The organism is Mycoplasmopsis californica (assembly GCF_000695835.1).
GTDB classification, from domain to species: Bacteria; Bacillota_I; Bacilli_A; order Mycoplasmatales; family Metamycoplasmataceae; genus Mycoplasmopsis; species Mycoplasmopsis californica.
Window position 1 is genome coordinate 525,704 of sequence record NZ_CP007521.1, and the last position, 16,131, is coordinate 541,834.

Annotated in this window: 13 protein-coding genes; 10 read left to right on the forward strand and 3 right to left on the reverse strand. The window is 30.6% G+C overall.

Annotated elements, in window-relative coordinates:
- Positions 1 to 3 precede the first annotated feature (3 nt).
- Complete coding sequence (locus MCFN_RS02125; protein WP_144238977.1) at positions 4 to 732, reverse strand: hypothetical protein; 729 nt, start codon at positions 730 to 732, stop codon at positions 4 to 6.
- Between the two features lie 33 nt (positions 733 to 765).
- Between MCFN_RS02125 and MCFN_RS02130 the strand changes: the two genes are divergently transcribed.
- Positions 766 to 3,843 carry a hypothetical protein gene (locus MCFN_RS02130; RefSeq protein WP_038561863.1) on the forward strand — a complete coding sequence of 1,026 codons (3,078 nt, stop codon included), beginning with the start codon at positions 766 to 768 and terminating at the stop codon, positions 3,841 to 3,843.
- Between the two features lie 36 nt (positions 3,844 to 3,879).
- Positions 3,880 to 4,098, forward strand: coding sequence for a hypothetical protein (locus MCFN_RS02135; protein ID WP_162471739.1), 219 nt, complete (start codon positions 3,880 to 3,882; stop codon positions 4,096 to 4,098).
- Between the two features lie 14 nt (positions 4,099 to 4,112).
- Here MCFN_RS02135 and pgsA read toward each other — a convergent pair whose 3' ends face one another.
- Both pgsA and MCFN_RS02145 read right to left on the reverse strand, forming a co-directional pair.
- A complete protein-coding gene (pgsA, locus tag MCFN_RS02140) occupies positions 4,113 to 5,003 on the reverse strand; it encodes a CDP-diacylglycerol--glycerol-3-phosphate 3-phosphatidyltransferase (RefSeq protein WP_051604572.1) in 891 nt (296 codons plus the stop codon).
- Complete coding sequence (locus tag MCFN_RS02145) at positions 4,981 to 5,493, reverse strand: MHJ_0274 family protein (RefSeq protein ID WP_038561868.1); 513 nt, start codon at positions 5,491 to 5,493, stop codon at positions 4,981 to 4,983. Before MCFN_RS02145 ends, pgsA begins: the two co-directional genes overlap by 23 nt.
- Positions 5,494 to 5,598: 105 nt before the next feature.
- On the opposite strand from MCFN_RS02145, the gene MCFN_RS02150 reads away from it, so the two are divergent.
- The 8 genes from MCFN_RS02150 (at position 5,599) to MCFN_RS02185 (ending at position 16,128) form a co-directional block, all read left to right on the forward strand.
- Positions 5,599 to 6,843, forward strand: coding sequence for a hypothetical protein (locus MCFN_RS02150; protein WP_038561871.1), 1,245 nt, complete (start codon positions 5,599 to 5,601; stop codon positions 6,841 to 6,843).
- Between the two features lie 200 nt (positions 6,844 to 7,043).
- Complete coding sequence (locus MCFN_RS02155) at positions 7,044 to 9,311, forward strand: P68 family surface lipoprotein (RefSeq protein WP_081817284.1); 2,268 nt, start codon at positions 7,044 to 7,046, stop codon at positions 9,309 to 9,311.
- A 74-nt stretch (positions 9,312 to 9,385) separates the two neighbouring features.
- The gene (locus tag MCFN_RS02160) at positions 9,386 to 10,219 is read left to right on the forward strand and encodes a thermonuclease family protein (RefSeq protein ID WP_038561877.1); all 834 of its coding nucleotides are present in this window, start codon (positions 9,386 to 9,388) and stop codon (positions 10,217 to 10,219) included.
- 113 nt (positions 10,220 to 10,332) lie between these two features.
- Positions 10,333 to 12,474 carry an ATP-binding cassette domain-containing protein gene (locus MCFN_RS02165; protein ID WP_038561879.1) on the forward strand — a complete coding sequence of 714 codons (2,142 nt, stop codon included), beginning with the start codon at positions 10,333 to 10,335 and terminating at the stop codon, positions 12,472 to 12,474.
- Entirely contained in the window at positions 12,467 to 13,567 is a 1,101-nt protein-coding gene (locus tag MCFN_RS02170) for a carbohydrate ABC transporter permease (protein WP_038561882.1), read from the forward strand. The genes MCFN_RS02165 and MCFN_RS02170 overlap by 8 nt, the downstream gene beginning before the upstream one ends.
- Entirely contained in the window at positions 13,476 to 14,504 is a 1,029-nt protein-coding gene (locus tag MCFN_RS02175) for a carbohydrate ABC transporter permease (protein ID WP_038561885.1), read from the forward strand. Before MCFN_RS02170 ends, MCFN_RS02175 begins: the two co-directional genes overlap by 92 nt.
- 3 nt (positions 14,505 to 14,507) lie before the next feature.
- The gene (locus tag MCFN_RS02180; RefSeq protein WP_038561887.1) at positions 14,508 to 14,786 is read left to right on the forward strand and encodes a hypothetical protein; all 279 of its coding nucleotides are present in this window, start codon (positions 14,508 to 14,510) and stop codon (positions 14,784 to 14,786) included.
- Positions 14,787 to 14,799: 13 nt separating this feature from the next.
- Positions 14,800 to 16,128, forward strand: coding sequence for a hypothetical protein (locus MCFN_RS02185; protein WP_038561890.1), 1,329 nt, complete (start codon positions 14,800 to 14,802; stop codon positions 16,126 to 16,128).
- The last annotated feature ends 3 nt before the right edge of the window (positions 16,129 to 16,131 follow it).

Sequence of the window (16,131 nt, forward strand, 5' to 3'; positions counted from 1 at the left end):
CACCTAATTTAGTGCTTTAAGTGTTGTGTGTTTGCTTCATTTGTCGCCATTTACTCGCTTGTATCATTTAGTTATTTGGACAGTATTTAAAGTGGCTAAAATTGAGGTAATTACGGTTGTGAATGCAGCAAATGAAGTCAGCAATGTTCATAAGTTTTTTGTGGATTTGTAGGCAACAATATTAAACTTAACGGGATTTAAAAAATGTCTTGCTGCTCCATTATATTTTGATGAGGTATAATTAAAAATTTCGCTACGTGTTATATCCTTAAATTGATTATTATTTAATGCATCTTTAAAGCGTATAAATATTTCATTATTTTTGGTTGCATCTCTTCAAACCTCTACACTTCAGCCTTTTTCAGTTTTAAATATTGAGGCGAATTGATCGTCAGTCAAATCATTTATAGCAAACTTAATAAAACTATCTAAGCGTGGTGCAACATAATCAACTAACACATATGGCTCTAAGGTGTTTTTATGTATTTGTAAATAAGTTTTATTAAAAAACGTAGAATATGATTCAATTGTTTTTTTCATACGTTCTAGTTCTTTTGGTGACGTATATTCTGCAAATGTTTTTCCGTCCGATTTTGTTATTTCAAACACTCTATACTCTCAAACTCTATCCCTGCTAATTGACACTAATGCACAAATACCAAAAATCAACATCGCAAGTGATACAATCACGCACAATCAAATTAATATATTTTTTATAACTCTATTTCTCATAATGCTCAAAATTATACATATAAAGGAGATTAAATGTCAAAACAATGGTTCAAAACATTGGTAAAAACACTAACTGGAACGAATTCAAGTTCCACAATTTCACAAAACGCTGAGGACTATTCATATAAAGTCGCAGTTGCACCAAAACAAATAAATATAACCTGAGAAGCCTCAGAAATTTGGTGACTAATTCACTTTTTAAAGGCTTATCCAGAATATTCAAATCGTCAAGAAGAAGCTACAAGGTTATGAAGAGGCAAGGAATTGGTCGCAAGGTTTTACAACTCAACAAGGCTAGTAAATGTTTTCAATTTTGAATTAGGTTCATTTTTTGAGGTTATTGACAATTATTCAAGCGGTGGTAGCAAGGAAGCTATTTATTTTAAAGATGCAGTGAATAATAAACAATTCGATCAATTCTCGACAATAGTCCAAACACGATCAGGCGCATTATGTGGAGTAACAACTTCACGCATTTGGCGTAGATTTGTCAAGTTAAATGACCTATTAAACGACGAAAACAAAGATGAAGGTGTATATTTCACATTTAAAAAAATAATTAGTCTTCACAATCCTGTTGATATTTCTTATGTTGATAATTCAAAATTACAATACTGAATAAATGAAAGCTCCATCAACAACTCGCTATTTGATATGCTAGTTTATTTTCAGGATGCAAATCAATTTGCATATATTCAAGTAGATACAAGTAAAAGTCCCGATGAGGATTTTGTCTATAATGAATTTATAATATTAAATGAAAACGAAAAGGCATTACCATTTCGCGTAACTGATGTTAAAGACTCATTGATTTCAACAATAGAAAGAAAAGCTGATAAGGGTGAAACTAAAATGTATGGAAACATTCTAATCGGGGTCGATGGTGGATCTATAAATTCTAGTTTAAAAAGTGAGAGATTTCCATATTCCATATCACACAAACGTCATAATTTTCTACGTGATTTTAAAGTTCAAGCTAAGGAAATTCTTGTCCCTTATGTAAATGAACTTGAGCGTTATTCAACCGACCAATTCAACGTGCCGAGAAAGGAAATAGAAGAAAAAACCTGAATTCCAGTTGCAGGATTTGAAGAAAGAACCGTCAGCTATTTTAATATACAACCCTGAGTTCAATACTACAAAAAAGCTAAGGAAGTTGTTGATTTTCAAGATATAAAATGAGATTTAAATAATTGTCGATTAGATATAGAATTAAATTTCCGTCCCGTTCTAAGTATTAAAGAAAAATTTTTTAAACGCATTTATGAAAGAGAAGAATATGCACAACCCGAAGAAATTAAAATACACAACTTTCGCGAGACTAACAAGAAAACTCTTAGAAGATTAGTTCAATTAGAAAGAAAAAGGTTAGGGATAAAAGATGGAGAAATTATATACAAAGAGATTGATGCTTTAACCAAAAAGACAGATACGGAATGAATTGAAAATAGAGGTGACGAGGCTCGAATGAGTTATTTACACCCTAAGTCAGGAGTTCATGAACTCAATTTTATAGCTGTTAAATTTTCAGATGGAGCAGCGTTAAATAGATTTTTATCCAGGGATGAAGAAATTAGAGTCACTGTTCAGCAAATAGAAGGACACGAATTTCATTTAAGAATATATTTTGGTTCTATTTTGTTGAGTGAATTTATTGTAAAGAGTGCGGAACAGGATAAGGGTGAGCATGTATTAAGAAAAGAGTTATTTGATATTGATTTTTACGTTGTACATATAGGGCTTTCTCTTAATACAACAGCTGAAATTATAACTGGTGGAGTTCAAAAAAACCAACTAATAAACATCGCTTTTACCGAAAACACAAAGACACCAAATGAGTCGAAAAAACTTGTATTTGTTAGAGATGAAGGGCTAAGCGATGTCGAAAAAACAGGAACTGGGGCTGTTATTAATTCTAACCAAATATTGATGCCAGTACTTAGCAAGACAACCAATACCTGAGCGTTGTGAAACTTTAAGTCAAATTATAATTTTGAATGATCGTGTAGTAGTCAATACGGTTGTCGAGCACTTCTAACAAAACAAACCCCAACACGTGTTGGAACTATTGATTATCTTGCTGACAATCCAAAAGTTATTACACTAAAACAAGAACAATACGACAACCCCTGAGTTTTTGTAGTTGATAAAAATTTTATTACCTCATTTAATGGCGATAAAACATTAAGAGTTAGCTCTATTGCTCCGTTAGAATTTCAAGCATTGACTGATGAAAATAAATTTTTAGCATTTAGAGAACAATTGAACACAAGGTTCTTAACATATAGCCTTGCAGACGAACCAAAAGGTAAAATGATAAATATTCGCTATGACGGTAAAAATTTCAATGAAACAAATTGACCTTATATCTATGAAACAAATGAGGGACGCAATAATTTAAAAAATAATTTTATGCCGGCTTTAATTTATGAAAAACACGGTGAGTTTTGTACTAATATTCACTCAGTTAAAGTTAATAACAACACTGTAAGTATGATTGGCAACATTAATAAAACGACCTTAAATTCTCCATCAGGGTTAAAAACTATATGAGATGTTCCAGAAAATAACTGCGTAATTCAATTCCTAGACAACAACGGCAACGTAATTGATGAATTCCAAGACAATTTACACTATAAACACAAAAACGACAACATCCAGCTAACTCTAAATAAGACTTTTAACTGAGTAATGTTTAAAGACAAGCAAAAAAATAAACAATGAAGCGAAAACATAGCTCAATTATTCACAAACTTAAATGCCATTAATAGTATGCTAATGACTCACGCCCGTTTTGATGTTGAATCGTATAGTTATGCAACGGTTGAAGGTGTTGAGAAGTTAGTAGGTAAATCGAAGCGAACAATTACTAAAAAATTAGAAGAAGGTAACGTGATAATTGAAGATGATATGGCATTTTTATTAATTCATTTTACTATACGGATTGACCAACACAACCCGACCATAATTTCTAATTTAAGAATTGGCGATGCTAACACCAACCGTTTTGAAACAATTGACACATTCAAAACAATAACGGTACAAACAGGATTAACAGATGAAGAATATGAAATGCACGTGGTAAAAATAGGCTTATTAAAAGTTTCATAAGGAGGTAATTTGATAACTTTAATTATAATGTGAATAATGAAGGCAATTAGTGCCAACGGAGAGCAAATTTTTAGAATTTTACCAAATGTCAATGACCTAGATTTAATTGACAAGATTAAATACCTTGATATTTATAGTTATTTTGATACATTGACTAGAACACATAAAGCAATAATTTATTTTATTTTAACTTTTGAGTTAGCTTGCGAATTAAAAAGACACAACTGTGGGTGTCTCATAATTGTGTCTTTTTAATTTTAATTTTTTAATTAATCTAAATTGAAGCGTCCAACACTATTGTCTGAATACTCACTTGTATCTTCAATATTAATATTTTTTGGTTTCATATCCGAATTATTTTCCTGCATATCAAGCGATTTTATATTAATATCTTCTTTAAAATCTGGGTCATTTTTTGAACCAAATTGTGTTGGAGCGGGTTTAAGTGCTTTGTCCTCATTACTTAGATCAACATCGCTTTCTTGTACTTTTGTCTCAGCAATTACCAACTTCCACGCTTTAACTACATATAATACACCAGAGAAAACACTAAAACCAAGAGCTAACATTAAAGGTATATTCACAACTCATCATAACCCTCAAGTTATCGCATCCAAAGATATTCCAGAAACATAATTAATAACAAATAGGTCAAGAGATGGTCAAACAATGTTTAAAATCAATATAAATACTATTGCTGACGATAAAATTATAGTTTTAATTTTACCTCAAATCGATGCGGCAACATCGATTTTGTGTTCTTTCATAACAACACGACATCCATCGACAATTAAATCTCTCACAATCAGCAAGGCAACAAGTAAATAAGAAACATAACCGCTTGAAATCACTGCTATAAATATTAAAGTAACAGTTGTAATCATTTTATCAGCGATTGGATCTCATAGTTTACCAAATGGGGTTATGGTTTTATTTTTGCGAGCGAAATAACCATCCAAGAAATCAGTTATCATTGCACCACCAAAAATTAACAGTACAAATACAATTAAAATTCTTGGAGCTATAAGCGTTGGTGATACTTGCAAACTAAAACGTGATAAAACAACATATAATGCTGTTACTAATAAAAGCGGTATAAGTAAAATCATTCTAGTTAATGTCAACTTATTTGCAAGATTAAGATTTTTTATTGAATGCATTATTATAAAACTCCTCTATTTCTTCTTTTACTTCAGTAATTAAGTCTTTTTTATTGTCTTGATCAATTAAGAAATACTCATCTTCAATAAATTTCAACGAATTTTTTTCATTTTTTCATAAAGTTGAGCGTCGATCCCGCAGTATTGCATAGTGTTTCATCAATGTTTTATTGCCTGTATATGTAGAAACATAATCTTTAAATTCCTTTTCTTGTTGATATTGCAATAAAAAATCACGTGCAGTATCAACAACTTGGCTCATTTTAAATGACCCTATGCTAGGTTCAAAGCTATCTAAGACTTCTTGGTTTTTGACAACTAATAATTGCAACATAATCACGGTAGCTTCTTTTCTTTCCTGAGCTAAGGCTTTAAAAGCAATTTCTTGCATTCTTCTTTTCTTTTTAGCAATTCTATCTTTAATGGCTGAAAATACAATAAACCCAATTAAAAGAACCACTACAACGCCGAAAATAATTCACATTATCATAATTTTTAAGACCTCCTTAATTACATAAATATTTAAATATTATATATTATAAAACTTGAATTTTATTTGATTTATATTTTAATAGTAATTTATATAATTAACATTATGAAAATAAAAAAAATTAAATTTATCACATTAACACCAGCAATCCTATCTCCAATTTTATTTACAGCAAGTTGCAACAACGATAATCGCGATTCAAGCGTAATTTACCACGAATATGAAAATGCATTTAAAAAATCATTTAATCTTAGCTTAGAACAATATGGCGAAAAAAATGACAAAATCACAACTGCAAAAGCAGAGGTTCTTGATTACTATTTTTTAGATTATCTATTGCTTTATAGAGATATTGAAGATAAAAATTCATTACATGCCCAAGAATTAAATCAGCATATATATAATACTATGGAAATAGCCAATAAAATTATAGAAACTAATCAAAATACTGAAAAATATACTGAAGATCTGAACAAATTTAATAAAATTGTTGCTCAAATAGAAAATCAAATTGAGCAACTACCAAACTTACTTGAACCACTTAAAATTTTTGCTTTATCATGACTTAACCACTACAAATACCTGGGACAAAAAGCAAGCGAATCAAAATCAGCAGATGCTTTTAGCTTTGTTTTAGCTGACCTAGCTAATTTATTTGAATTCTTAACTGATAAAGATTTAAATCAAAAATGGACACAAATATTCAATAAATACCCTACAACCAACGAGCTAGTAAAAGAATTTGATAAGGATTCTCTTGCTATCCAAAACAAACTAGCAACAATAAATCCATACACAAATTATTGACTAATTTCTGAATATAAGTTATTTATTGAGAATGCAAAAAAACTCAATCCGTTTTTAAATGAAATTTATAGCAAAACAAAACGGGCATTTGTATTTTATAATTACTTTCATCAACAATGGTTTTTTTATCTTTCAGATATAGCTCGCCAAAATAAATTAGCTAAAAACACACAAATGATCAGTGAAAATCAAGTTGATGACTGAATTAATAAACTTTATTTTGTCAAAAAGAATTACTATTCAAAAGTTTATGCAGCATATAAAAATTTTACTAATTTTATTTTTTCAATAGGACCTCAACCCGCATCTATTAACCAACTTAAAAAGCTTGGACTTCTGGATGAATTAACAGATTGAACTATAAGAATTACCAGCACAAATAATAAGTTCATAAGTTGAAAAAATAAACTGAATAAAAAACAACTTATTAGTAAAAATGATAATATGAGAAATGAACTTCAATACCAAGTACAATTAGATTTTGAAAAAATTATTTATCAAATAACATATCAGAACTTATCGCGTAATTACAAAAAAGAATAAAATACCGCTAAAAGTAGCATTTAGCAGGTGTTTTTCTTCATTTTTTAATTGGAATTATTTCTATATCAGGTGGTTGCCAAAATCTTAAATTCCGTTATAAATAGTATAATTTAATTGCTAATACAAAAACGTAGGGTTTATATTTTTGTAGCGTGTTCATATATTGCAATAAGGATTTTTTGAGAGGAAAATTAAAATTAATGAAAAAGAATAAAATAATACTTCCATTTATGTCGTTGGCAGGTGTGACGACAATGACTGCCCCACTTATTGCTGCATCTTGTGGTAAACAAGAAGAAAATACAGTAAAAGTTGGTGTTACATTTTCACAGGGAAAAGAACAATGAAACGCACTTGAGGGCGTGATTAATAAATACAACGAAAAAGTTGCAGAAGAAAAAATCAAAGCAAAACAAGAGATTAAAACTCTTAAAACACGACTAGAGACTGAAAAAGATAAAGCAAAAAAAGAAGAACTAAAAAAACAAATTGATGAAAATCAAAATAAAATTGATAACGTCTTATTAAGAGTTGAACTTAAAAACATCGGTTCGGGTTATTCAGCCGGTCACAATTACGTTGTGTCTGCGTTAGAAAATAATGATACATCAAATATTCCAAGTATTACAGTAAACTACGGTTCTACAATCTCAGAAATAATCAGATTTAAAAAAGGTGTCAATTTAGCCGATCCTAAATTTGGCGAAAATAAAATTGAAAGATCTAAATTTGAAGAAAGATTCACGGCTGTAAACGATAGAATTCAAGGTATTGCTCCAGGAGCAAATTACTCAATCCCTCTATTAAAATCAACTGTTGCTTTCGGTATTAATGGGCCTATTTATAAATACGTACTTCAAACCTTAAAAAAAGCTGGATATACAATTGATTCCGAATTAACAAAAGACTTTAAACTAGATGACGAATCTTGAAAAGATGACATTAGTGTTATTAGTAGTGACGATTACTTCGGAAAAGCTAAGGATAAAAAAGAAATTGAGAAAATTTTCACTACTGAAAAATACCCAAATAAAGAAATTAAAAAATCAATTTTTCAAGAATTCAAAACATTTATTAAATTTATCACTGATGCAATCAAAATCTTCGAAAAATCTTCTGTTCCAGGTTCAACTGTTGCATTACTTGGTATCGATGACCCGTCTGGAATTTTAAACACGGTAATTTATTCTAAATTCAACGGAGATGACAAGAAAATGTTAATGGCTGTCGATAAAGACGGTGAAGGTAAAACGATTGTTAAATTTGACCAATTAAATAATGGATCTGATGCATATAAGGCACATAAAGAAATGTATGAATTACTTTTAGAAGCTGTTAAAGCTGGTGCATTAAAAATCTATGGTGGCGGATCATATTCATCAACTGATGAAGTTAACCACAAGGTTGGAGCTAACTTTGGATCAACAGCTGGTTACACACACAACTTCGTTAGCGATAAAGAATTCAAACCATATATACAATTTTTTGACAACGCTAATAAACCAATTGCAATAATTGAAAATGACAACGTTGGACAAATTACAAATAAAGATAATAAAAAACAAATTAAATTTAAGTACCCTAATGCATATGTAGCATCTAATTCTAAATTGGAAAAAGGTTACTACTTTAAAACTGCAAAAAATGATGATGCACTTATCGAAAAACTTAATGCATTAAAAGACACAGACTACATCATTAGAGTTAATAGCAAACCAAAAGATAAAGACACAAATGGTAAAGCTCAACTTGATAATATCGAAAAGCTAGCTAATGAAGCTGATTCACCTGTTAAAAAATTAGGTGTTATTTCTGAGTACAAGGACACAAAAGTTCAAACTGTTTGAAATATCTATTCATTTGACACAACACCTAAAACAATTGAAAATAAATATAAAGTTGCTACACGTAGTCCGAAAGATACTCTACAAGAAAGTGAACTTGTTGCATATAGAACCCCTAAAAAATACGATGCGTCTTCACTAAAAGATACCGCATTCCTTCAAGGTCCTAACCTTTACGTAATCGACAAAGGTGAACGCTTAAATAAAGCGGCGATGAGATTTTTAAGTTATGTAATAAATAATAATCAAAAAACTACATTCAATCACGGCGAAGATCAATCAATCGAAACTACAAACTTAGGATACATTTCTTTTAAAGCTTCTTACATTATTCCATATAAAAATTTCGATAAAAGCGACGACCTTAAAAAGGTAATTGAAAAAAATAAATATCTAAAAATCGCCTTTGATCTTTTTGCTGACAAAAATACTACTTGATATGAAGAACCGGCAAGCAAATTCTCAGCACCATATAGAGATCAATTTAATAGTGCTTATAAAGCAGCTGCTCAAACAATAAGAGATAAATGAGGTAAATCATTGACTGAAGCAGAGAAAAAATCAACTTCATTCGAAACCATCGTGGGCTTACTAAATGATGAAGCTCAAACATTTAAATCTTAATTAATTTATAAATTTAATCCTCTGAAACATTTGTATCCAAAGATACAAGTGTTTCTATTATTCAAAGGAAAAATATGAAAAATAAAATATTATGTGGAGTTTCGCTTTTAGCAATCCCGGTTCAGACATTGACTATTAGTGCCGCCTGCACAAAAACCTATTGAGATTTTCGCTTTGATACATCAAAAACAGAGACCACAAGTAGATTAGTGAAGGCAGAAATTACTAGACATAAAGATGGTGACACGTTTGATGTCGAAATTTCAGAAGACAAAGGCGATTTTAAAAAAGGCCAAGAAATCACAATTAGACTAGCCGGTATAGATACTCCTGAAAAATCTGTTGGCGGGCGAATCCCAGATCCCAATGAATTAAAATGAGGTGAAAAAGCTTCAAAATTCGGTAAAGACACTTTACCATTAGGAAAGCCGGTTTACCTTTTTGTAGGTGAAAAAGATGGTTTTGGTCGAACAACAGCAGATATTTTCTTTAATCCTAAAATTGATAAATTGCCTACGGATGCAAACGGACAAAAAATACATCCTTTAACTTTGGATATGCCTTTAAGTTCATACTCAGTGGAAATCACAAGAGCTGGTTTAACGTTGCCATATGAACAAGATAAATCAAAAATAAATACATATTATCATATTTATAAATATGGCTTAATTTGATATACCTATAACGCACTGGGCTTGGCCTTAAAAGACGCCTATGAAAACGGGAGAGGTTTTTACTCGGGATGATTATGATGACGCAAAACACCAGCTGATTTTTCTAAGGTTTATAAAATTAAACCTTTGGGTAATGCTTGAAAACCATTTTGATATAAAGAAAAAAAATCAGTTTTTACAAAGATAGAGCAAAATCAAGGTTATATTCCTGAAAATTTTAAAAGAAATAAATAAATCTTTAATAACTCGACAATTCCTAAAAATCAAAAGCAGTTAACACTATTTTTTGATTATCAGGAAATTAGTGACTATTAAAAATAAAAACAAAAAATTAAGAAAGGATTCTTATGAGAATAATTGGTCGTACAATTAATTTTTTGAAGAAGAAACTAACTAAGTACACTGAAGAAGATTTTAACGAATATAAACGTATATTAGACTTAGTTTCTTCTCAAAAAGAAGATAAGGAACTACCAGCCATTGAATTAAAAAACGTTTATATCGACTTTGGTGAAACGCTTGCGGTTGATGATGTAAGTTTTAAAATTCCAGAAGGTAAACTTGTTACTCTTTTAGGTCCATCAGGTTCTGGAAAAACAACGGCACTTAATGCAATCTCTGGATTATTAACAATAAGTAGTGGTAAGGTTCGTTTTTATGGTAAAAACGTTACCGCTTTAACACCACAAAAACGTAAAATCGGATTCGTTTTCCAAAACTATGCCTTGTATCCACACATGAGCGTGTATGCAAATATTGCATTCCCACTAAAAAATGACCCTGCATGGCAAAATAGCATTATTACCAAATCATTAATTGCTAAAACAAAAATTAATAACATTTATTTAAGAAAACTTGGCGCTAGTCAAGAAAAACTTGATGAATATTTGAAAAATGTAATTAATACTCGTGGAGTTTTGGATGAATTAGAGAGATTGCAATCACGTGAAATCGCTACTCGCAGACGTAATTTTTCAACCGCTCAAAGTAATTACAAACTTGCCCAAAATAAATATAATGCTAAATCTACTATGCTTGCTAAAAATCTTTTAGAACGTCTTGGTGATTTAAAATCTGAATGCAAAAAAATTATTGCTAATTTAAAACAAGAAAAAGCAATTGAAAAAGTAAATGGCGTTCAAAGAGAAATTCAGGAAGTTAAATTTGCTCTTCCAGCAATATTTAATGAAGGCATGACTGAATTAAATTTAGCTAATATAACTGAATTTAAACGTAAATGATTTAGATTTAAAGGTCATAAATCAGTTGCAACTAATGGCATTGAATATGTACAAAAAATTCACGACGGCTTCGATGAACTAGCTAAAACAATTATGGAAGCTGAAAAAATGAACTTTGAGTTAAAAGATGCAATCGCACTGTCTAAATTTGAACGTGACCTTTTAACTGAACAAGCTATCAGTAAATATTCATTAAAATTACACAAAATACGTGAAGAAAATATTGATAAAATTAAAGCACTTAAAGATGATTTAGATCAAGCTAAAAAAGAATTAAAAACCATTAGCAAAGATAAAGTTAAACGTGCTGAAAGAAATATGCGGATTATTCCAATTATTATGCAAAAAGAGCATGAACGTTTAGAAAAAGAATTAGATACTGAATTTGGCTTCAAAAAAATAATGGCCGAGGATATTAAAAATCGTAATTTCAATTTAACAGCCGAAGAGCGTGCCGAAATTGCTGAAATTTCCAAAGATATTATCTCAATTCCAAAAGCGTTACACCGTGATGTTCTTGAAGTTGCTAAACGTGTAAATATTTTGGGAATTTTACAGAAAAAACCAACTAGACTTTCTGGTGGGCAACAACAACGTGTTTCAATTGCCCGGGCAATTGTTAAAAAACCAAAAATTTTATTAATGGACGAACCACTATCAAACCTTGATGCTAAATTACGGATTAGTACACGTCAATGAATCCGTGAAATTCAACAAAGTTTAGGTATCACCACAGTGTTTGTTACTCACGACCAAGAAGAAGCGATGTCAATTTCTGATATTGTTATCTGTATGTCAACAGCCAAAGTTCAACAAATGGGTACACCAATGGAACTATACAACAAGCCAGTTAACCAATTTGTGGCTCGTTTCTTAGGAATGCCAGAAATGGGTCTTCTACCAGGTCAATACAAAGACGGCCAACTAAGCATTATGGGCGTTAATATTGACGGTATCACCTTAGAAAATAAAGATGCCGCCGAAGTTAATGTTGGTGTTCGTGCTGAGGACTACATCATCATCGATGATGCAAGCAAGGCTCAATTTAGCGGTAAAGTTAAAGTTATCGAACAGTTTGGAAAAGAATCTAAACTAATTGTCGAATTAAGCGAAAAAACAAAACTAAACTTCTTAGTAAATAATAAATACGATTTCAAAGCCGGAGATTTAATCCACTTTAACATTCCTGTAAGAAGATTGCATATTTTCGATTCAACAACTGAAGAAAGAATTGAATATCATGTTTAATGAATTTTATAAAACTAAAAGTTTAAATACAAAAAGTCGTTTTATTTTCGACTTCACAATTAATAAACAAGCCAAAAGAAATAATGCAATTAGTGAATCAGTAGTTGATCGTCGCACAAGTTTCTTTGTTGCTTTACTACTTATTATTCCGGCCTTATCAGTACTTATTACATTTACTGCTGTACCTTTTGTGCGTAATATATATTCAGCGGTTACTGATAAAAGTGGTAATTTTATATGATTTGCAAACGTTGTTGATTTATTTAATAAATTGTCATTCGCTGTAGGTATAAGAAACTCATTTATTTATGGTATTTTAGTATTGCCACTATCGATGATTATTTCGTTACTTATATCATCATTAATAGCAACAGTCGTACGTAAAAGTTTAAGAGGTTTTTTACAAACTATATTCTTCTTACCTTACGTAACAAACATAGTTGCTGTCTCGCTTGCATTTGTTCAAATTTTCCAAACAAATGGTGTATTTAACCAAATACTTAGAGGATTCGGTTTAGAAGGTAATACAGAATGACTAGGTGGACTAGATACTACCGCTTTCAAATCAATGTTAGTTATGCTAATTAACGGTGTTTGAGGAGGTTTGGCTTTCAACATTCTTCTTTTCACAACCGCAATGTTATCAGTTGATAAAAACTTATATCGTTCAGCTTCAATCGATGGAGTTAGTGGTGCTAAACAATTTTTCACAATCACATTACCATCAATCAATAAAACAATCACTTTTATTATGACGATGGGAATTATCAATGGTATTAAAGTTTTCCCACTAGCTTTATTCGAGAATAAATCTAATACTGCAATTAGTGCCGGGGCATCAACAATTATGCTATTCATCTATCATTTTGTGCAAAATAATCAATTTGCCCTAGCTGGCGCAGCTTCAATTGTTCTATTTATTATCGGGGTAACATACTCAACAATCATTCGGGGCGGATTTAGAGCTCTAACACTAGCTTCAATTAACAAAGGAGAATCTGATGTTTGAAACAAAATTAAAAATTCAGCAGAAATGACAGAATTCAAGGCTAAAACGCACTCGAGATTCAGTTACTCAACAAGTACGTGATAATTCATTAGCATCACTTGTTACTAAATATTTTGTTAAATTAATTTTGCTAGTGTTTTTTGCAATGATTGTTATGATCCCGTTTGCATACATGATTTTGATTGCCTCAGTCGACAATAACCAGGCCGACCAAATTAAACAAGGTACCTCAGGTTTATGACCTCAAAGTTGACAATTATTTTCTAACCTTCGTAAAGCTGCTGTCGGTAGCGCAAAAGCCTTTTGACCTTGACAAAAAGGGTGAGAAAGAGGATATTTATTTTCATTCTTTTTAACTATTGCTAACGTTTTAATTTCAATTGTTTTAAAAATCTTTTTAACAATGTTACTAGGTTATGCTTTTAGTTTGAAAAAATGAAGAGGAAAAAACTTAGTTTGATCAATTCTAATTATGATGCTTGTTTTACCTGAAGTAGCATTGCTTTCAGGTCAAAAATGAGTAGTTGTACAGATGAATAATGCAATAAAACCACCATCACACGATAAATTTGGATTATTTAATTACAACTTATTTGTTATCGCAATTCCATTTGTGGCTTCAATCTTCAACGCTTTAATGTATCGTAATGCTTTTGAATCTATTCCGAATAGAATGAAGGAAGTTGCGATGGTTGATGGTGTTGTTGGTGCAAAATATCTATTTAAAATTGCTATCCCAATGGTAACTCCAACAACACTTACAATTGTAATTTTAACAACTCTTGCTTCTTGAAACTCATATCTATGACCTTCATTAATCGCAGGGAGAGATTATAGAGTTATGTCAGTGTGACTATTTGATGTTGGTACTGATAACACAACTAGTGATGCTCGTATTTTCTATAATATTAAAATGGCTGGTTCAATTATGGTTATTGCACCAATGTTCATCTTCTTCTTCTTTGCTCGGAAAAAAATTATGAATGCTATTAGTCGTCAAGGAAGTACAATTAAAGGATAAAATATGCGTAAAGTTAATGTTAAGAAAAATACAATTACGTGAGCTTTTGTTGGGTTGATTGCTTTTGTTGCCGCGATTATATCAATAGTTTTAATTGTTCGTATTTCAAGAGATATAGAAACAATTACTAGTGTTCAAATTTGAGATAACGAAATTCAACCATATCGAGCTTATAAGGCATATGGAATAGGGATTTTGTCATTTAGTTCTGTTGTTTTAGTAATTTCATCAATAATTACATATCTAGGAATTAAATCATGAAATTACTCAGCAACGCTTTAGGAGTTAAATATATATGAAAAAATTATTATTAACCTTAGCACCACTAGCAACAATTACGCCACTAGCAACAATTTCATGTGTTAATCCATTCCGAGATAACCAAACAATTAAAAAAGCACGTAATTTACACACGAAAAACAATCTTTTAAACAATAAATCAATTGACGAATTCAAAAAAATACTAAAAGATAAAAATATATATAGCAGTGAAGATGAGTTAAATGAGGTTATAAAGGCCTTCGAAAATTCATTTAAACAACTTAGAGCTTCATATTTTGTCTCATTGGACCAATTCCGAGAATTTTGACAAATTAATAATCTAGTTATTTCAAATTACTACACTAAAGAAGACCAAAACGGGCAAATAGTTCATGTTAAAGTGCCACTAAAAAAAGAGGCTATTCAGCTATTTGCACACTATATTTTCGCTAAGTCTCCATTTGGATATTCACTATTACATAAAGAGCAAAAACTAATTAAAGATTTAGTAGCTAATGAGGATAGCATTAAATTTGAGGGTCCTAACTCACCAATTAGTAATAGTCTAGAAAACTATGTTATCATTCCTAAATTACTTTCAGAGAGAATGTATACTGAGGAATTTTATCAGAATGCAACAATCGATTCATTCACAAAAGCCTATACAAATGTTATGAAAGTATTGTCAAAATTTGTTTATGGCCTAGGTGAGGAAGAAACTAATACAACTAATGCTTTATTACCAATTTATTACTTATTAAAAAATCCAAAAGATAATCCAAATAGCGCTGATGAATCATATAAATATGTTGACAATATGTATACAAGTAACGCCGGTGGTGAATGAGCGCTATTCAAACCTGAAATTCTTCATTCACTTAACGAAAAAGACTATAATTCACTGATTGACGAAATGTCTAAGGATATACTTAAATTTGCTGTCAAATACATAAAAGAAGATAAAATTAGCAATCAATTTATTTATTCGCATTTAGATGGATTAAGTAATAATATCAATCAATACAAAAAAGGTATTGGTTCATACGGTTTAGCAGAATTAGTAGCATATAGTTTATATTCAATCAATCCAACTAATATTCAAATATTAGCCACAACAAAAAATAATAAAACTGTTTATATGGTGCAATTTGTCGATAAAGAGGGTAATAGTGTCTTAGTTAACCCTTCTTCTTACATCGAAAGCGTTGCAGACAAAAATAAAAGATTAACAACTGATCCTCACTCATCATACACAGCTCAACCTATTAAAATTTATCGCACAAAAGTTGAACTAAACAATGATGGCTACACACTTGTTGATGATCAAGTAATATCTAACCCTACACACTCAAAATGAAAATAAGCA